This window comes from Streptomyces fodineus (assembly GCF_001735805.1).
Lineage (GTDB): Bacteria > Actinomycetota > Actinomycetes > Streptomycetales > Streptomycetaceae > Streptomyces > Streptomyces fodineus.
The window spans coordinates 3881882-3900095 of the sequence record NZ_CP017248.1 but is presented as its reverse complement, the minus strand read 5'-3'; the positions used below and the strand labels follow the sequence as shown (position 1 = coordinate 3900095).

General features: G+C 70.8%; 20 protein-coding genes. 12 read left to right on the top strand and 8 right to left on the bottom strand.

The genetic code is table 11. The features are described 5' to 3' along the window. Position 1: 1 nt before the first annotated feature. Positions 2–616: an OmpA family protein gene (locus BFF78_RS15995; RefSeq protein WP_069778986.1), complete on the top strand. Its 615-nt coding sequence runs from the start codon at positions 2–4 to the stop codon at positions 614–616. An 18-nt stretch (positions 617–634) separates the two neighbouring features. Here BFF78_RS15995 and BFF78_RS15990 read toward each other — a convergent pair whose 3' ends face one another. Continuing rightward, on the bottom strand, positions 635–1048 hold the full coding sequence (locus BFF78_RS15990) for a DUF3224 domain-containing protein (RefSeq protein WP_069778985.1): 414 nt from the start codon (positions 1046–1048) through the stop codon (positions 635–637). 50 nt (positions 1049–1098) lie between these two features. Further along, entirely contained in the window at positions 1099–1473 is a 375-nt protein-coding gene (locus BFF78_RS15985) for a DUF192 domain-containing protein (protein WP_069778984.1), read from the bottom strand. 87 nt (positions 1474–1560) lie between these two features. Between BFF78_RS15985 and BFF78_RS15980 the strand changes: the two genes are divergently transcribed. Together BFF78_RS15980 and BFF78_RS15975 are read left to right on the top strand one after the other, a co-directional pair. After that, positions 1561–2433, top strand: coding sequence for an LLM class flavin-dependent oxidoreductase (locus BFF78_RS15980; protein WP_069778983.1), 873 nt, complete (start codon positions 1561–1563; stop codon positions 2431–2433). Positions 2434–2480: 47 nt separating this feature from the next. Continuing rightward, positions 2481–2972 carry a GNAT family N-acetyltransferase gene (locus BFF78_RS15975; RefSeq protein ID WP_069783597.1) on the top strand — a complete coding sequence of 164 codons (492 nt, stop codon included), beginning with the start codon at positions 2481–2483 and terminating at the stop codon, positions 2970–2972. A gap of 235 nt (positions 2973–3207) precedes the next feature. Here BFF78_RS15975 and BFF78_RS15970 read toward each other — a convergent pair whose 3' ends face one another. Beyond that, positions 3208–3720: a DinB family protein gene (locus BFF78_RS15970; RefSeq protein WP_069778982.1), complete on the bottom strand. Its 513-nt coding sequence runs from the start codon at positions 3718–3720 to the stop codon at positions 3208–3210. Between the two features lie 53 nt (positions 3721–3773). On the opposite strand from BFF78_RS15970, the gene BFF78_RS15965 reads away from it, so the two are divergent. The 5 genes from BFF78_RS15965 to BFF78_RS15945 all read left to right on the top strand — a co-directional run bounded on the left by BFF78_RS15965 (position 3774) and on the right by BFF78_RS15945 (position 10409). Continuing rightward, on the top strand, positions 3774–4559 hold the full coding sequence (locus tag BFF78_RS15965; RefSeq protein ID WP_165289365.1) for a class I SAM-dependent methyltransferase: 786 nt from the start codon (positions 3774–3776) through the stop codon (positions 4557–4559). A 797-nt stretch (positions 4560–5356) separates the two neighbouring features. Then, the gene (locus BFF78_RS15960) at positions 5357–6130 is read left to right on the top strand and encodes an isoprenyl transferase (protein ID WP_069778980.1); all 774 of its coding nucleotides are present in this window, start codon (positions 5357–5359) and stop codon (positions 6128–6130) included. Between the two features lie 352 nt (positions 6131–6482). Beyond that, positions 6483–7808 carry a PhoH family protein gene (locus tag BFF78_RS15955; protein WP_069778979.1) on the top strand — a complete coding sequence of 442 codons (1326 nt, stop codon included), beginning with the start codon at positions 6483–6485 and terminating at the stop codon, positions 7806–7808. 400 nt (positions 7809–8208) lie between these two features. Then, positions 8209–8907, top strand: a complete 699-nt coding sequence (locus BFF78_RS15950; protein ID WP_227025842.1) for an aggregation-promoting factor C-terminal-like domain-containing protein — start codon at positions 8209–8211, stop codon at positions 8905–8907. Between the two features lie 140 nt (positions 8908–9047). Beyond that, a complete protein-coding gene (locus tag BFF78_RS15945; RefSeq protein WP_069778977.1) occupies positions 9048–10409 on the top strand; it encodes an AI-2E family transporter in 1362 nt (453 codons plus the stop codon). Positions 10410–10430: 21 nt separating this feature from the next. Here BFF78_RS15945 and BFF78_RS15940 read toward each other — a convergent pair whose 3' ends face one another. Next, complete coding sequence (locus tag BFF78_RS15940) at positions 10431–10964, bottom strand: alkyl hydroperoxide reductase (protein ID WP_069778976.1); 534 nt, start codon at positions 10962–10964, stop codon at positions 10431–10433. 3 nt (positions 10965–10967) lie between these two features. Further along, the gene (locus BFF78_RS15935; protein ID WP_069778975.1) at positions 10968–11522 is read right to left on the bottom strand and encodes a peroxiredoxin; all 555 of its coding nucleotides are present in this window, start codon (positions 11520–11522) and stop codon (positions 10968–10970) included. 138 nt (positions 11523–11660) lie between these two features. Between BFF78_RS15935 and BFF78_RS15930 the strand changes: the two genes are divergently transcribed. The 4 genes from BFF78_RS15930 to BFF78_RS15915 all read left to right on the top strand — a co-directional run bounded on the left by BFF78_RS15930 (position 11661) and on the right by BFF78_RS15915 (position 14519). Beyond that, complete coding sequence (locus BFF78_RS15930; protein ID WP_069783596.1) at positions 11661–12608, top strand: LysR substrate-binding domain-containing protein; 948 nt, start codon at positions 11661–11663, stop codon at positions 12606–12608. Between the two features lie 174 nt (positions 12609–12782). Beyond that, positions 12783–13643, top strand: a complete 861-nt coding sequence (locus BFF78_RS15925; RefSeq protein WP_069778974.1) for a hypothetical protein — start codon at positions 12783–12785, stop codon at positions 13641–13643. A gap of 60 nt (positions 13644–13703) precedes the next feature. Next, complete coding sequence (locus BFF78_RS15920; RefSeq protein ID WP_069778973.1) at positions 13704–14090, top strand: roadblock/LC7 domain-containing protein; 387 nt, start codon at positions 13704–13706, stop codon at positions 14088–14090. 3 nt (positions 14091–14093) lie between these two features. Continuing rightward, positions 14094–14519 carry a hypothetical protein gene (locus BFF78_RS15915; RefSeq protein ID WP_069778972.1) on the top strand — a complete coding sequence of 142 codons (426 nt, stop codon included), beginning with the start codon at positions 14094–14096 and terminating at the stop codon, positions 14517–14519. Between the two features lie 64 nt (positions 14520–14583). Here the strand turns inward: BFF78_RS15915 and BFF78_RS15910 are convergent, their stop codons facing one another. From BFF78_RS15910 to BFF78_RS15900, 3 genes are read right to left on the bottom strand one after another with little or no spacing between them, the layout of a single operon-like run. Further along, positions 14584–16926: an ABC transporter permease gene (locus BFF78_RS15910; RefSeq protein WP_069778971.1), complete on the bottom strand. Its 2343-nt coding sequence runs from the start codon at positions 16924–16926 to the stop codon at positions 14584–14586. Continuing rightward, positions 16923–17621, bottom strand: a complete 699-nt coding sequence (locus BFF78_RS15905; protein WP_069778970.1) for an ABC transporter ATP-binding protein — start codon at positions 17619–17621, stop codon at positions 16923–16925. Before BFF78_RS15905 ends, BFF78_RS15910 begins: the two co-directional genes overlap by 4 nt. Then, on the bottom strand, positions 17618–18142 hold the full coding sequence (locus BFF78_RS15900; protein ID WP_069778969.1) for a PadR family transcriptional regulator: 525 nt from the start codon (positions 18140–18142) through the stop codon (positions 17618–17620). Before BFF78_RS15900 ends, BFF78_RS15905 begins: the two co-directional genes overlap by 4 nt. Between the last annotated feature and the right edge of the window lie 72 nt (positions 18143–18214).

Sequence of the window (18214 nt, the reverse complement as noted above, 5' to 3'; positions counted from 1 at the left end):
AGTGACCACCACCCGTCTCGCCCTCACCCTCGCCGCCGCCACCCTCCTCCTCGCCACCACCCCGGCCCGGGCGGACGGCACGGACCCCAGCCAGCCCCCCGTCACCGAGCCCTCCGCCGCGGCCCCCGTCAAGATCGACCCCACCGATCCCGACCTCAAGCTCCCCGAGGGTGCCACGCTCGCCGCGCCGAAGGTGCTGGACATCAAGTCGGTCGTGGAGGATCAGAGCGGGGACGAGCGCCGGGAGGACACCAACGCGGACGTCACCTTCGCGCTCCAGGCGGAAGTCCTCTTCAGCAAGGACAGTGCCAAGCTGGGCGACGACGCGAAGGCCCGTATCGCCACGATCGCCGAGGAGATCAAGAAGCAGAACGCCACCCAGATCCGTGTCTTCGGCTTCACCGACAACCTCGGCTCCGCCGCTCACGGCGACATCCTGTCCAGGCAACGCGCCAACGCGGTACAGGCCGTCCTGGACCAGGATCTGAACGATCCGAACATCACCTTCGAGGTCCGCGGCTACGGCGAGCAGTTCCCGATCGCCGACAACTCCACCGAGGAGGGCCGCAGGAAGAACCGCCGGGTCGAGGTGTCCTTCCCCCGCACCAAGGACTGACCCGCCAGGGAGGGCTCGCTACTCACCCACCTCGTACTCGAACCAGATCCGATGGGTGCCGTCCGCGTCGATCCGCAGACCGCCGGCCCCGCGGATCCCGGCCAGCGCCCCCGTCCCGCTCCCCGGCACGATCACGAAGAACTCGGCCTCTCTGCCCTCTCCGTCGGTCGTCGCCGAGTGGGCGAAGTTGAAGGTGCCGCTCAGCCCGCCGAGGCTCCCCTCGAAGGACTCCATGGCGACATACGTGCCGGTCCCACTCGACTGGTCGTACGCCGCGGTGAACAGCGTCCCCGACACACCGGCGACCTCACCCTCGTACCGCTTGCGCAGCGTGGCCAGCCCGACCGGCACCGCCGTCTCGACCACCGGCTCCGGCAGCCGCACCTCCGCCGGAGTGAACTCCTCGACCTTGAACGTTCCCGTGGCTCTCATGCCCGGATGCTAAATCGCCCCACTGACAACGCCGCGGCCGACGGGCGCGGCTACGCCGTCTCGACGGACACGCGCACTCCGGCCTTGACACCCCACCCGGCCATCGCCCCCGCCTCCGCCTCCAGTACGTGCCGCGCCCGGAGCCGGGGGAGGCCCAGGCGGCCCGGCCGCATCGTGCGGACCGCGAGGACGGTCAGCCGGCGGTCCAGGTAGGCGACGTCGATCGGGATGCGCATGCCGAAGGTGTGCACCCCGCTGGCCGGGGAGAGGAGCATGGCGCCGTCGAGCGCGTCCCGGCCCAGCAGCCCCTTCGTGCGGGCCCGGTAGGAGGCCGCGAGTTCCAGGGGGAGGATCACCGGGTCCTCGCCGTCCGCGTCACCCGGCACGATCAGGCTTCCCGCCCCGTCTCGCCAGCGTCTTCCCATGTTCCCTCCCCCGGGCCCGCGGCCTGCGAACTCGCCGCCGGTCGAAATGAGTTGCCACTCCACGTCCTCCCCACTAGGAAGGCATCCATGACTGGACTCGGTGTCGTGTTCCGTCCCCAGCTCCCGCCCGAGCGGCTGCGGGCGGTGGCCCGCGTAGCGGATGAGGTGGGGCTCGAGGAACTGTGGTTGTGGGAGGACTGTTTCCGGGAGGGCGGGATGTCGACCGCCGCCGCGGCGCTCGCGTGGAGCGAGCGGGTGCGGGTCGGGGTCGGGCTGCTGCCCGTGCCGCTCAGGAACGTGGCCCTGACCGCGATGGAGGCCGCCTCCCTGCACCGGATGTTCCCCGGCCGGGCGACCGTCGTCGTCGGGCATGGGGTGCAGGACTGGATGGGGCAGGTGGGCGCCCGGCCCGCCTCCCCGCTCACCCTGCTCGGCGAGCATCTCGACGCCCTGCGTGGCCTGTTGGGCGGGCAGCGGCTCAGCGTGCGGGGGCGGTACGTCTCCTTGGACGACGTCGCTCTCGACTGGCCGCCGGAGCGGGCGGTGCCCGTGTTCGCCGGTGCCACCGGGCCGCGCACGCTCCGTCTCTCCGGCGCCAAGGCCGACGGTACGGTCCTCACCGCCTCCACCTCCCCGGACGGCGTACGGCAGGCCCGGCAGCTCATCGAGGAGGGGCAGAAGGAGGCGGGGCGCGGTGCACATCACCCGGTCGTCGTCTATCTGCTCGCCGCCACGGGGACCGACGCCGAGGCCCGGCTGCGGGCCGAACTCGCCGACGAGGGGCTGGAGTCGGCCACGGACGTGGGAGTGGCCGGTGACGCCGGTGCCGTGGCCGCGGCCGTACGGCGGCTTGCCGAGGCCGGGGCCGACACCGTCGTGCTGCAGCCGACCGGGGACGAGCCCGACCCGGAGGGGTTCGTGCGGTTCGCCGCCGAGCAAGTCCGCCCGCTGGTGCCGTAACCGCAGGTGGCGGGGCGTTGTCAGTGGCGGCTGCCACACTGCCCTGCATGACCGATGAGCGGGGCGAGCACAGTGAAGTGGGCCTGCGGGGTGTCACGGACGACGATCTGTTCGTCTTCCTCGCCCATGAGCACGACCCGGAGGCCGTCCGGCGGTCGAGGTTCACGCCCCGGCCGCGGGACGCCTTCCTGCGGCATTGGCGGGAGCGCGTGCTGGGCGATCCCGACTGCCTCGTGCGGACGGTCACCGTGGGCGGTGAGGTCGCGGGGAACGTCGTGTCGTGGACGGAGGGCGAGCGGCGGTTCGTGGGGTACTGGCTGGGGCGGCCGCACTGGGGGCGCGGCGTCGGCACTCGCGCGCTCGGTCTCTTCCTGGAGCTGGATCGCGTACGGCCCTTGTACGCCGACCCCTTCCACGCCAACACCGCCTCCGTCCGCCTGCTGGAGAGACACGGCTTCGAGCGGACCGGCACCGTCCGGCACGGGGACGACGAGCACGTCCTCCTCGTCCTCGACGGCCCCCCGAGCGAACACCCCTGACGGACGGCCCCCACGCCCTGGCAACCACCCTTCGAGCCGACCCGGGAAGCGCTGCGGGCCGGTCAGCAGGCCTGCCGGCGCGGTGCTGGCTTTGGCTGCTGCCCCGGTTGCTGGTCGGTCCCGTGCGGGTGACCTTCGGGTAGCCGCCCGCACCGCCCGCCCGAACGGCCTACACCCGGTCGCCCCGCCCAGACCGGCCCACAGCGACCGGCCCGCCCCGCTCACCTCACCCCGCTCACCTCACCCCGGTCACCGGTGGATGGTCGCCGGTCGCGCCGTCGATCAGTTCCCGCAGGATGTCCATGTGGCCGGCGTGCCGCGCGGTTTCCTCGACCATGTGGACCAGGGTCCAGCGCAGGCTGACGGTGATGTCCCGCCAGGCCGGGCTGCCCTGCGTGTCCAGGGGCAGGTCGGTGATCACCGCGTCGGCGGCGGTGCGGGCGCGGCCGTAGAAGGCGGTGATCCGCTCGGTGGTCTCCTCGGGGGTGACCCGCATGTCGTCGTGCGGGTCGAACCACAGCGGCTCGGCCTCCCCGCCGAAGGTCTCCACGAACCAGCCGTACTCCACGCAGGCCAGATGCTTCACCAGGCCCAGCAGATTGGTGCCGCTCGGGGCCATCGGCCGGCGCACCTGCTCGTCGTCGAGGCCGTCCAGCTTCCACAGCACGGCGTCCCGGTGCCGGTTCAGGCTCGCGTGCAGCGTCTGCTTCTCTCCGGCGGAGTAGGTCGTCATGTGGGAAGTCGTCATACGCGCGGAAATTAGCAGGCCGCGCCGTCCAGTGCCCTGAGATCATGGAGGGCATGTCCGTGAACCACTCCTTCGAAGACCTCGTGGCCGAGGGTGCCGCCGTACCGACCGAGGGGTGGGACTTCTCCTGGTTCGAGGGCCGGGCCAGTGAGCAGCGGCCCTCGTGGGGGTACGCCGCGCAGGCGGCGGAGCGGCTGGCCGGGGCCGGGGCCGTGCTCGACATCCAGACCGGCGGCGGCGAGGTGCTGGACTTCGCGCTGGGCAGGGCCGAGCCCGCCCGGCCGGTGCTGGCCGCCGCGACCGAGGGCTGGCCCGCGAATGTGGCCAAGGCGACCGCCCTGCTGCGGCCGCGCGGTGTGGTGGTCGTCGCCGCCCCGGACGACGCGCCGCTGCCGTTCGCCGACGAGACGTTCGACCTGGTGCTCAGCCGGCATCCGGTGCGGCCGTACTGGAAGGAGATCGCCCGGGTGCTGCGGCCGGGTGGCACGTACTTCGCCCAGCATGTCGGGCCGGCCAGTGTCTTCGAGCTGGTGGAGCACTTCCTCGGGCCGCTGCCGGAGGAGGTGCGTCGCGGCCGGGACCCCGAGCGCGAGCGGGCCGACGCCGAGGCGGCGGGGCTGGAGGTGGCCGGGCTGCGGGCGGAGCGGCTGCGGATGGAGTTCCGCGACATCGCCGCGGTCGTCCATTTCCTGCGCAAGGTGGTGTGGATGGTCCCGGGTTTCACGGTGGCGGCGTACGAGCCCCAACTCCGCGCGCTGCACGACCGGATCGAGCGGGAGGGGCCGTTCGTGGCGCACAGCACCCGGCACCTCTTCGACGTGCGCAAGCCGGGTCGATGACCGCCGTGAGCCCGACTGATTCACCTCCGGTTTGCCAGGGGTTTCCACATTGTTATCCGCTGCGGTTCACATCAGCCTCACCCGTCACATAGGTTCAGACCAAGGGAATTCGCGTCGGCAAACCCGCGCGGGCGGTACCGCGCAGTGGAGGGGGCTGCGCGGTGCCTGTGAAACCGCCGACCTCCCCGCGCCCCCGAAACGGAACCGTCAAGTCACCGTTCGCTGACCGGGTAGCCCGTCGGAGGGACCCCCCGGGCAACTCGCCGAATGTCCCCAAGATGGCGTAAACCGCCCGGATCTCTCCGGATCCCTCCGAATCGCTTCGTATCCGATCGGTTTTCCTTGGGATTCCGCTGTGAATCCGCCATACGGCACCCCTGAATCCAGCCTTCCGCGCCCACCGGGGCGTCGCCGGATGATTTCGGAGAGTAGTTGTGTGCCGCTGATGCACCCACCATCCCTTACGAAGGGTTATGGTGGAAACCCCCCCTCGGGCCGGTCCGTCTCCCCCCCACGGACCGGCCCGTTTTTTCGTTCCCGGCCGGCGGCGCGCTCTTCGGATCCTCCCGGAACCTCTCGGATGCGGCGAGCGTCCCTACCCAAGGGATGCGGGGCTGTCCTCGGCGTACGGCTGCGCCGCGTGGGCGCGAGCACCGCCCGCACCGCCGCACTCGGCGGCGTCACCGCAGGCCCCGAACCCCAATCCCCAAACCCCGGGCCGGGACAAAGCCTCCAGCGGGGTAGGCTCAAACACCTCCCGCACCCCCGAACCCGCCGCCAAACCCCCGGAGGGCCACGTGAACCTGCGCGACACCCTGCGCAGCCTGCTCGTCAGGCTCTACGCACGCCGGGTGGAGGGCCACCTGGACCACGATCAGGTGCCCAAGCACATCGGCGTCATCATGGACGGCAACCGTCGCTGGGCGAAGGCGTCCGGCTCCACCACCGTCCACGGCCACCGGGCCGGTGCGGAAAAGATCGAGGAGTTCCTCGGCTGGTGCACCGAGACCGACGTCGAGGTCGTCACCCTGTGGCTGCTGTCCACGGACAACTTCGACCGGCCGCAGGAGGAACTCGTCCCGCTGCTCGGCATCATCGAGGACGTCGTCCGCACGCTCGCCGCCGACGGCCGCTGGCGGGTGCACCACGTCGGCACGATGGACCTGCTGCCGGCCGGCATGCAGCGCATCCTGAAGGAGGCCGAGGAGGCCACCGCCCACATCGACGGGATACTCGTCAACGTGGCCATCGGCTACGGCGGCCGGCAGGAGATCGCCGACGCCGTGCGCTCCATGCTGCTCGACGCCCGCGACAAGGGCGTGGCGATGGAGGACCTCGCCGAGTCCGTCGACATCGACATGATCGGCCGTCATCTCTACACCGGCGCCCAGCCCGACCCGGACCTCGTTATCCGCACCAGCGGTGAGCAGCGGTTGTCCGGATTCATGCTGTGGCAGACCGCGCACTCCGAGTACTACTTCTGCGAGGTCTTCTGGCCGGCCTTCCGCAAGGTCGACTTCCTGCGCGCCCTGCGCGACTACGCCGCACGTCACCGCCGTTACGGCGGCTGAGACCCCCCGAATGCCCGGTCGGCCGCCCGGCCGGCGGGATGCTCCGCTTACCCCTGTTCGTGCGGATGTAACGAGGAGTTCACCGGCACGCCCGTGGCTGCTTTTGCATGGCAGTGCATGTTCGAGGGCATAAGCCAAGCAGGTCGACACCCGAACCACGGGTGTCGGATCTCAGCGGGCGGCACGGGGCCGTCCGCCCGGGAGGCCCGTTGCACCAGCCCGACCGTGCCCTCACTGCACGGAAGCAGACGCGGAGGGCCGGTTCTCGGCCCGCGTATACGCATCGCGGCCGTCGACCGGTCCAGCTCGATCTCGTCGCTCCCCGACCTCATCCGAGGGGGTACGTCCTTCCGTGGTGACCAGCACAAAGCGCCACAAGCCAGACCGGCGCACCTATGTTCTCGACACCAGCGTCCTGCTGGCCGACCCGAACGCCCTGACCCGCTTCGACGAGCACGAGGTCGTGCTCCCCATCGTGGTGGTCACGGAACTGGAGGCCAAGCGGCACCATCCGGAACTCGGCTACTTCGCCCGTCAGGCCCTGCGCCTGCTGGACGACTACCGGGTGAAGAACGGTCGCCTCGACGCCCCCATCCCGATCGGGGAGCTGGGCGGGACCGTCCGTGTCGAGCTGAACCACTCGGACCCCAGCGTGCTGCCCACCGGCTACCGCCTGGGGGACAACGACTCCCGCATCCTCGCGGTCGCCCGCAATCTGCAGGCCGAGGGGTACGACGTCACCGTGGTGTCGAAGGACCTCCCGCTCAGGATCAAGGCCTCGTCCGTGGGCCTCCTCGCCGAGGAGTACCGCGCCGAACTCGCCATCACGGAGAACTCCGGCTGGACCGGAATGTCCGAACTGACGCTCTCCGCCGAGCAGGTGGACATCCTCTTCGAGGAAGGACACCTGTACGTCCCCGAGGCCGCCGAACTGCCCGTGCACACCGGGCTGACCATCCACTCCGAGCGCGGCAAGGCGCTCGGCCGGGTCAGCGCCGAGGGCAACGTCCGCCTGGTGCGCGGCGACCGGGAGGCGTTCGGCATCAAGGGCCGCAGCGCCGAGCAGCGCATCGCGCTCGACCTGCTGCTCGACCCGGACGTGGGAATCGTCTCGATGGGCGGCCGGGCCGGCACCGGCAAGTCGGCGCTGGCGCTGTGCGCGGGCCTGGAGGCGGTCCTGGAGCGCCGCCAGCACCAGAAGGTGATGGTCTTCCGGCCGCTGTACGCGGTCGGCGGGCAGGAGCTGGGCTATCTGCCGGGCAGCGAGGCGGAGAAGATGAGCCCGTGGGCGCAGGCCGTCTTCGACACGCTGTCGGCCGTCACGTCCCGCGAGGTCATCGAGGAGGTCACCGCGCGCGGGATGCTGGAGGTGCTGCCGCTCACCCACATCCGCGGCCGTTCGCTGCACGACGCGTTCGTGATCGTGGACGAGGCGCAGTCGCTGGAACGGAACGTCCTGCTGACCGTTCTGTCCCGAATCGGCGCCAATTCGCGGGTCGTTCTGACCCATGATGTGGCGCAAAGGGACAATCTGCGGGTGGGTCGCTACGACGGTGTGGTGGCCGTCGTGGAGAAGCTGAAGGGGCATCCGCTCTTCGCGCACGTCACGCTGACCCGGTCCGAGAGGTCCCAGATTGCTGCGCTTGTGACCGAAATGCTGGAGGACGGGCACATCTGACCTGACCCGCACAGCAGTTGGCGCCGTCCGGCAAAGGCCAAGAGCCTAGCCGGGCGGCGCCTCGGTATGTGGAGCTTTCCGGAAATCCCCCGGGCCAAACGGGATGTGACCTTTCACACGCAACACAGAATTGCCACCCGGCGTCCGGTTGCGGCAGAGTCTCAGTCCTGTCAGGCCCCGCATACGACACAGCCGTACCCCCAGCGGTACAGCGCCACAGAAGTAACACCCAAGTCCATACAGTTCGTCGTATGCCGCCCGAGCACCACGCGGCGCTCCCCGAGAGGGAGTTGCCCACCGGGCCCGCGCCTCCCGTGACCCCGCAGTTGGGAGGCCAGTGCCAGGGGCACGATTGCGTCCGCCAGGGTCACCGAAGCGGGCGATGCTGGAAGGAAACCGTGTGAGCCGGATTTCGGTCCGGGGATTCGCAGTGGCCTCGGCCACCGCGGTCACCGCCGTCGGAAGCGTCGTCGGAGTTGCCTCGGGCAGCGTCGCGCAGAACAACAACGACGCCGAGGCGACGGCAGCCGACACCACGCTCCTCGCGGACATACCCGCGGGCCAGCAGGCCCAGGTGCAGTCCGCGTCCCTGACGCAGCAGGCCGACGCCCAGGCCATCGCCGCCGACGCGAGCGCCAAGAAGGACGCCGAGGCGGCGGCCCGAAAGGCAGCCGCCGAGACCGCGGTCGCCAAGAAGGCGGCGGCCGAGCAGGCGGCCAAGGACGCCAAGGAGCGCGCCCAGGCGAAGACCGAGGCCAGCCGAAGCGGCGGCAGCAGCGACGCCAGCTTCCCCGTTCAGTCCTCGTACACGGTGGCGCAAGTCCAGGCCATCGCACGGCAGATCGTGCCGGCCGGGCAGTTCCAGTGCTTCAGCAACATCGTGGACCACGAGTCCACCTGGAACTACCAGGCGGTCAACGCCTCCTCCGGCGCCTACGGTCTCGTCCAGGCACTGCCCGCCGGCAAGATGTCGTCCGCGGGCGCCGACTGGCGGACCAACCCGGCCACCCAGATCAAGTGGGGCCTGAACTACATGAACCAGCGTTACGGCAGCCCCTGTGACGCCTGGACGTTCTGGCAGGCGAACGGCAACTACTGAGGCCCGGCCGCGCCTCTCAACCTTGCGCAGCCCCTCCCCGTCTTAGGGGAGGGGCTTTCGCCCTGTACGGTCGTACCCGGATGCCTCCAGGGGGAGGAGAGGTGGCGAGCACGCGGGGACGCGGGGGAAGAGGACGGATCATGTCGCGAGTGCCAGGGTGGCTCGGCAGGCTCGGTGCCGGTCTCACCGAGATGAGCGAGCGCCTGGACGAGCGTCGTGCCGAGGTGGAGCGCGAGCACACCGAGAACCCCCCGGACGCCCCGGACACCCCGTCCCGGCCGAGCGGCCCGGCCCTCGTCGCCGACGTCCCCCTCGCGGATGTCCCCGTCGCCGACGCCGTACCGCCCGCCCATACGCCCGCGCCGTCGGCCGGCCCCCGACCCGATCCCGCGCAGGCCGTGCCCTGGGGTGTACGGGTCGCCGCCGAGGCCGGCTGGCGGTTGCTGGTCCTTGCCGGGACCGTCTGGGTGCTGATGCGGGTCATCAGCGCGGTCCAGCTGGTGGTCTTCGCCTTCGTCATCGCCCTGCTCGTCACCGCGCTGCTGCAGCCGACGGTCGCCCGGCTCACCCGCCGCGGAGTGCCGCGCGGCCTTGCCACCGCGCTCACCGCGATCAGCGGGTTCGTCGTCATAGGGCTGATGGGCTGGTTCGTGACCTGGCAGGTCATGGAGAACATCGACACGCTCTCCACCCAGATCCAGTCCGGCATCGACGACCTGCGCGACTGGCTGCTGAAGAGCCCGTTCCACGTCACCGACAAGCAGATCAACCAGATCGCCAAGAACCTCCGCGAGGCCATCGGCGCCAACGCCGACCAGATAACGTCCGCGGGCCTGGAGGGCGTTCAGGTCATCATCGAGACCCTCACCAGCATCCTGCTGGTGTTCTTCTCGACGCTGTTCCTGCTCTACGACGGCAAGCGCATCTGGCAGTGGTTCCTCAAGCTGGTGCCCGCCGCGGCCCGCCCGGCCATCGCCGGCGCCGGCCCGCGCGCCTGGCGCACCCTGACGGCGTACGTCCGCGGCACGGTCCTGGTCGCCCTGATCGACGCGATCTTCATCGGCATGGGCATCTACTTCCTCAACGTGCCGATGGCGGTGCCGCTGGCCGTCTTCATCTTCCTGTTCTCGTTCATCCCGCTCGTCGGCGCGGTCGCCTCCGGCGCGCTCGCGGTGATCGTGGCGCTGGTGACCCAGGGTGTCTTCACGGCCGTCATGACCCTGCTGGTCGTCCTCGCGGTCCAGCAGATCGAGGGCCATGTGCTCCAGCCGTTCATCCTCGGCCGCGCGGTCCGCGTCCACCCGCTCGCCGTCGTCCTCACCGTGGCGGCCGGCGGCATGGTGGCGGGCATCGGCGGCGCGGTGGTGGCCGTACCGCTGGTGGCGGTGACGAACACGGTCGTGGGATATCTGCGGCAGTACTCGCTGCAGATGCAGCAGCAGACGTCCGGCGCCGGGGAGAGCGTCCCGGAGAACGCCGAAGACCCCGTCCACCAGGAGTGAACGGGGTCTTCAGGGGGTGGCCTACTCGGCCAGCACGGCCTCGGTCTCGAGGGTGACGCCGACCGCCTGGATCACCGAGGCGATCTTGAACGCCTCCTGGATCACCTCGCGCTCGACGCCCGCCTTGCGCAGCACCTGCTCGTGCGAGTCCAGGCACATCCCGCAGCCGTTGATCGCGGAGACCGCGAACGACCACAGCTCGAAGTCGACCTTCTCCACGCCCGGGTTGCCGATGACGTTCATCCGCAGGCCCGCGCGCAGGGTGCCGTACTCGTGGTCCGACAGCAGGTGGCGCGTCCGGTAGAAGACGTTGTTCATCGCCATGATGGCGGCGGCCGACTTGGCGGCCGTGTACGCCTCCGGCGTCAGGTTCGCCTTCGCCTCCGGCTCCAGCTCACGCAGCACGATCGGGGACCGGGAGGCGATGGCGGTCGCCAGCACCGTGCCCCACAGCTGTTGCGCGGGCAGGTCGGAGTTGCCGATGACCGAGCCCAGGTTGAGCTTGAGGTCCTTGGCGTAGTCCGGGACGCGGGACTTCAGCGAGTCGAGCGACATGGGTCACTCACCGGCCAGCAGCGCGACCGGGTCCAGGGTGTCCTCGCCCTTGCTCCAGTTGCACGGGCACAGCTCGTCGGTCTGCAGGGCGTCCAGGACCCGCAGGACCTCCTTGGGGTTACGGCCCACGGAACCGGCGGTCACCATCGTGAACTGGATCTCGCGGTTCGGGTCGACGATGAAGACGGCGCGCTGCGCGAAGCCGTCCTCGCCCTCGATGCCCAGGTCGCGCATCAGCTCGTGCTTGGAGTCGGCCATCATCGGGAACGGCAGGTCCGTCAGGTCCGGGTGGTCCTTGCGCCAGGCGTGGTGGACGAACTCGGAGTCACCGGAGAAGCCGAGGATCTGGGCGTCGCGGTCGGCGAACTCGTCGTTCAGCTTCCCGAACGCGGCGATCTCGGTCGGGCACACGAATGTGAAGTCCTTGGGCCAGGCGAAGACCACCAGCCACTTGCCCTCGTAGGACTTGTGGTGGATCTGCTCGAACTCCTTGCCCTTCTCCAGCGAGACGCAGGCGGTCAGTTCGAACTCGGGGAACTTGTCACCGACAGTGAGCACACGCTCTCCTTGCAGCGAGGAACACCCCTTTTGAGGGTGTTTCCCATGGGTTGGACGCTGTCGATGTTGGCACAGAGGGCATTGATTAGTGAAATAGCTACACTCGGTCATGTTGATCGGAGGTAGTTATCAGTGACCATGAGTAACGGAAAGCGGAGACAGCCGAGCCTCGCCCAGCTGCGTGCGTTCGCCGCCGTGGCCGAGCACCTGCACTTCCGGGACGCCGCGGCCGCCATCGGGATGAGCCAGCCCGCCCTGTCCGGAGCGGTCTCGGCACTGGAGGAGATCCTGGGCGTGACCCTCCTCGAGCGTACGACGCGCAAGGTGCTGCTCTCGCCCGCCGGTGAGCGACTCGCGATGCGGGCGAAGGCGGTGCTGGACGCGGTCGGCACGCTGCTGGAGGAGGCGGAGGCGGTCCGGGCGCCGTTCACGGGCGTCCTGCGCCTCGGGGTGATCCCGACGGTCGCGCCGTACCTGCTGCCGGCCGTGCTGCGGCTCGTCCACGAGCGCTACCCGCACCTCGACCTCCAGGTGCACGAGGAGCAGACCGCCAGCCTGATCGACGGCCTGGGCTCCGGCCGCCTCGACCTGCTGTTGCTGGCGGTGCCGCTCGGTGTCCCCGGAGTCGTCGAACTCCCGCTGTTCGACGAGGACTTCGTGCTCGTCACGCCGCTCGACCACTGGCTCGGTGGCCGCGAGGGCATCCCGCGCGAGGCGCTGAAGGAGCTGAACCTGCTGCTCCTGGACGAGGGTCACTGCCTGCGCGACCAGGCCCTCGACATCTGCCGGGAGGCGGGCCGCGCGGACGCGCCGGTGACGACCACGGCCGCCGGTCTGTCGACCCTGGTCCAGCTGGTGGCCGGCGGCCTCGGCTGCACGCTGCTGCCGCGTACGGCCCTGAAGCTGGAGACCACCCGCAGCAGCCACCTCCTCACCGGCTACTTCGCCGACCCGGCCCCGAGCCGCCGGGTCGCCTTCGCCATGCGGGCGGGAGCGGCCCGGTCCGCCGAGTACGAGGAACTGGCGGCGGCCCTGCGCGGGGCGCTGCGCTCGCTGCCGGTGCGGGTGCTCGAATCGGACGCCTGAGCCCGTCAATCGATCAAATGAGTGTCGAACAAGGCGATGTGCAACGGCTCGAAACTCCAACTTCCGTCAGTCCGGATCAGGTGGGAAATCCCCGGCTGAAACAGGCCGCTCCGCTGATACACATACCCCCTCGGTGCGACGCGTCAGGCGTCTGTGCGAAATACAAGGGGACTGATGGATCACGGCGGGCTCGGGCACGCGCTGACCGCGTGCGGGCGTGACGGATTCACGGGGGAGCTGCGGGTGCCGGGCAGCCCCGGCGGTGCCTTCCATCTGCGGAACGGACTCGTCGTGGCGGCCGAGAGCCCCGGCGCCCCCGGTGCCGAGGCCCTGCTCCTGCGCTCCGAGCGCATCGACGGGGAGCGGTGGACGGACCTGGTGCGCGCGACCGGGGAGCGCTGGCCGGTCGCCGGACTGATCGCGCACGGCTACGCGGGGGCCGCCCAGCTCCGGGTGGTGTGCCTGCTGGCGCTGCAGGACGCGGCCTTCGCCGTCGTCGCCGGCCGGGTGGACGCCTTCGAACGGGTCACCGGCACCGAGCCGCACGCCCCGGTCGCCGTCGGCGAGCGGCCCGCCCGGCTGCTCGAGGACGCGGTGCGCAAAGCGGCCGCCGTGGCCGCGCTGCCGTACCCCGTACGCCCCGACCGCGAACGGCCCCTGCCCAGGGCCGCGCCGGACCACGCGCGCACCCCGCTGCAACGGGAGCTGCTCGCGCACGCCGACGGCCGCCGTACCGCCCGTGACCTGGCCTTTTGCACCGGCCGCGGGGTCTACACGGTCACCGTGGAGGTCGCGCGGATGCTCGGCGAGGGGCTGCTGGAGTGCGTCGGTCCGTTCACCGAGCCCCCGCTCCTGATGGCGCCCGAGGCGCCGGTCCCCCGGCACCCCGAGCCGTCCGCGCCGGAGCCGGAGGCGCCTTGCGAACTGCCGCGCCGCGCACCCGGTGCCAGCGGCATCACCGAAGTCCTCGTCCCGCCGACGAGCGGGGCGGGCTGGAAAGGGTTCTTCCGGCTGCGGCACGGAACCGCCGAATGACACGGGCCCGTTGACCGCCGCAGCGGTCGGATCCGGCAACAGAACAAGGGAGTTGAGTACATGGATCACGAAGCCCTCGCGCGGGAGATGCGCGGACTGCGTGAGCAGGTGACCGGGATCACCGACACGGCCCTCGCGGCGGCCGACGGCATGCTCATCGCGGCCGACACCGCGGAGTCGATCGACCCGGAGGGGCTCGCCGCGCTCGCGGCTGCGGGCCTGGGCCTGGCGCGCCGCACCGCCACCGCCACATCGCGCGGAGCGCTGCGCCAGACGGTGACGTACGGCAGCCATGGCTGCGTCGCCTTCTACGCCGTCGGCGACACCGCGCTGATGGTGGTCCTCGGGGACGAGGGGATGGACGTGAACCGCCTGCACCGGGCGACCCACCCGGCCCTCGACCGCATCGGATCGATCCTCACCGAGAAGACGCCTGAGGGGGTGTGACGGATGGCCACGAAGCGTATGACGGGTTTCTCCGACCAGGTGATGAGTCTGGTCAAGTCACTGCGGGCCGAGACGCCCGACTGTGTCGCGGCCGGCGTGGTCGACATGGCCACCGGGATGCTGCTGTCGTACGAGACCGTCGACAACCACCCGCCGGAGGTCCTGGACCTGCTGGCGGGCGCGACCCTCGACCTGTTCCAGGGGCGTACGGTCGTGATGATCGAGGACGTCTTCAAGGAGCGCCGCGGCGTCAGCGACGACACCCACTTCTTCCAGGAGATCCTCGTCAACAGCGACAACCTCACCCACCTGTTCCTGCGGATGAACGAGCAGCAGGACGTCGTCGCCGTCGTCGTCTGCCGTAAGTCGGTGAACGTCGGCATGCTGTTCGCGCAGGCGCGGAGGGTGGTGCGGGAACACAGCCTGTGAGGATGCGGCCGTGGGCCCCCGGGCGGGAGGGGCCCACGGCGCACCGCGCTCCTGCTGCGCGCCGCTACTCCGTGCGCAGGCCCTCCGGCCGCATCATCCGCAGCAGCGGCGGCAGGCTCAGCAGCGTGACGGTGAGGACGACCGCCGCGCCGGCGCCGGTCATCGACAGCATGCTCGGCCAGTCCACGCCCACCGTCGCGCCCACCATCTTCAGCAGCACCGCGCCCAGCGTCAGTCCGACGGTCGAGGCGAGCAGCAGGCCGAGGGTGATGGGGATCGCCGTCTGCCACAGCACCGACAGGCCCAGCGTGCGCCGCCGGGTGCCGAAGGCGACCAGCGACGACAGCAGCTTGCGCCGCTCGCGCAACTGCTCCAGCTGGGACACCAGCAGACTCGCGCCGATCAGCGCCAGCACACAGACGGCGCCGGCGGACGTACCGGTGCGGATGGAGGTGAACTGCTTCGAGCGCTCGGAGGACGACCACACCATCGCGTTTGCCAGCGGGTCGATCCGCGCCGCGGTGTTGCGGACGTATTCGTGCGCGTCCGGCAGCGACTCGTCCAGCGCGAGGTACACCGATCCGGTCAGCGTGGCGCTCATCCGGTGGGACACGGCGGCCGGGGTCATCAGCACACCGCTCTCCTTGAAGCCGGCCGGACCGATGAGCGCGCGGCCCCGCTTCAGGTTGCCGGGCACGGTCCACACGACGTCCGGGCCGTTGCCCGCGCCGTCGCTCGCGTCGAGATGGAGGGTGCGGCCGGGCCGGGCGAGCTTCGCCACGTCGGCGTCCCGGTCTGCGCCGGTCACCGCGAAGACGTCGCCGTCGCGGCAGCTCGGCAGGTCGGCCATCTCCCGCAGCGTGGCACAGGTGCCCACGGTGAGACCGACGGTGTTCGCCGGCCCCTTGTCGGAGCTCCAGCGCCCGTCGCCCAGCTCGGTGCTGCCAACCGAGGTGGCCTTCCGTACGCCCTTGGTCGCGGCGAACTGCTGGGCGGCCGGGAGGAAGGGCAGCCCCCGTGACAGGTTGACCTGCATCTGCACCCGGTCGGTGTTCTGCGCGGTGTACTTGGTGTAGTCGTCCTGGACCCCCGCGAACAGCATCTGCAGCGCGATCGCCCCGGCCACCGCGACCGCGATGCCGTTGACCAGGCGGGCCGCCGAGCCGCTGCTCAACTGCAGCCGCCGGACGGCCAGTTGCCAGGACAGCCCGCCGCTTCCGAGCCGGGCCACGACCGCCTCGACGACCCATGGCAGCAGCGCGGTGACACCGACGAGCAGCAGCAGGACGCCGCCGATCACCAGGTACTCGTTGAAGGTGCCGTTGTTCCGGCCCTGTCCCATCATCGGCGCGAGGCAGGCAAGGCCGCCCAGCGGCAGCAGCAGCCGCCACCACAGCCGGCGGCGGGTGGGCTTGGCCGTACGGACCACGCCCAGCGGCTCGATGACCACCCGGCGCAGCGCGAACAGCGTGACCAGCACCGCCGCCGCCGGAACGGCGAGAGCGACCAGGGCGGCCAGTGCCGGGGAGGGATCGAGATAGCTGGGGAAGACGCTGATGCCCACGATCTCGACCGAGCCCGCGAGCTGCCGGCCGAGCAGGAAGAAGACGGTGCCGAAGACCAGCCCGAGCAGCGAGCCCGCGAGTGCCTCGCCGGCCGCGATCCGCCGGGTCATCCGGCTGTCGGAGCCCACCAGCCGCAGCGCGGCCAGCCTGCGGTCGCGCCGCTCGCCGCCGAACCGTACGGCCGTGGCGATGAACACGGCGACCGGCATCAGCAGCACCACGAAGACGACCAGCACCAGCAGGATCAGTACCGGGTCGGCCTTGTTCACCGGTGAGGCCTTCGGCGGACCGAAGTGGTCGATCCGGGCCGTCCGCCAGCCGTCGAAGCGCGGGGCGAGGTCCTTCGCCCCGGCGTAGTAGGCGAGTTCGTGCGAGCCGACGAGTCCGGGCTCGGCGATCGTCCCGGTGATCCGGTACGGCAGCCGCTCGCGCAGCAGCTTGCCGTCCGCCGAGCCGAGGAGGTCCTTCAGTGCGGGGGAGACGACCATCTCGCCGGGCGCCGGGTACTTCGTGAGGCCCGGAGCGAGCGGTGCCCGCGGCCCTTCGGGCTCCACCAGCCGGCCGCGCACGTCGCTGCCGCGGAAGGTGCTGTCGGTGTCGGAGATCACCAGGGTGTTCGCGGCCTTCGCCCGGTGCGGGCCGTAGGTGTAGTCCAAGCGGTCCTGGTTGCGCTGGTCCCGTACCGCCAGCGCGTTCGGGATCGCGGTCGTCAGCAGCAGCAGCGCGACGCCGAGACCGACGCCGACCGCCGTCAGCAGCATCCGGATCCAGCCCTCGCGCCCGCCGGTGAAGGCGAACCTCACGCCCATGCCGAGGTCCCTGGACCACTGGCGGGCACTCATATGGCGCGCTCCATGTCCCGTGACTTGCCGTCGCGTACGACGATCTCGCGGTCGGAGTAGGCGGCCACCCGGGCCTCATGCGTGACGAGGACGACGGCGGCGTTGGTGGAGCGGGCCGCGTCGGTCAGCAGCTCCATCACACGCTCGCCGTTGAGGGAGTCGAGCGCGCCGGTCGGCTCGTCGGCGAACACCACCCGGGGCCCGGTGACCAGCGCCCGCGCCACCGCGACGCGCTGCCCCTGGCCGCCGGAGACCTCGCCGGGCCGCTTGCCGCCGAGGTCGTCCACCTCCAGGCGTTCCATCCAGGTGAGCGCGGCCCGCTCGGCCTGCTTGCGGGGGGTGCCGTTCAGCCGCAGCGGCAGGGCCACGTTCTCCACGCAGGTCAACTCGGGCACCAGCTGGCCGAACTGGAAGACGAACCCGAACTCGGACCGTCTGAGCGCGCTGCGTTCGGTGTCGCTCATGCCGGCCAGTTCCCGGCCGTCGTAGGTGATGGACCCGGAGTCGGGCGGCACGATGCCGGCGAGGCAGTGCAGCAGCGTCGACTTGCCGGAGCCGGAGGGGCCCATCACGGCGACGACCTCGCCGGGGTGGATGGAGAACTGGGCGCCGTCGAGCGCGACCGTGGGGCCGTAGGCCTTGCGCAGGTCCTCGGCGACGAGCAGGGAGCCGGGAGGAGGAGGAACGCTGGTCATGCGGCCACCGCCGCCCTGAGCTTGTCGAGGCGCGCGGCGGTCAGTTCCAGCCAGCGCAGGTCGGCCTCGAGGTGGAACAGCGCGTGGTCGCAGATCAGCTGGTCCGCGAGGTCGCCCTTGCGCTTGCGGTCGGTCAGGATCCGCATGCTGCGCAGGTGCTCGGAGCGCTGGGCGTCGAGGACGACGGAGGCGTCGCGGTGGGTGAGGAGGGCCAGGACGACCTTGGTGTACAGGGTCGACTGCAGGTACTCCTCCGGCTTCTCCGGGGTGCCGAGCCAGTGCTCGACGTCGGTGATGCCGGCGGCGGTGATGGCGTACCGCTTCCGCTCGGGGCCGCCGCCCGCCTCGATGCCGTCGACCTCCACGAGGCCGTGCTTCAGCAGCCGGGACATCGTGGAGTAGACCTGGCCGTAGTGCAGTGGCCGGTCGTGACCGAACTTCTCGTCGAAGGCCCGCTTCAGGTCGTAACCGTGCCGCGGGCCGGACTCCAGGAGTCCCAGGAGGGTGTGACCGATGGACATGCCAAGCACTCTACACATGGTGTATACGCGGCATGTATACACGGAGTGTGGGGATCATGGCGTGCTGTAGGG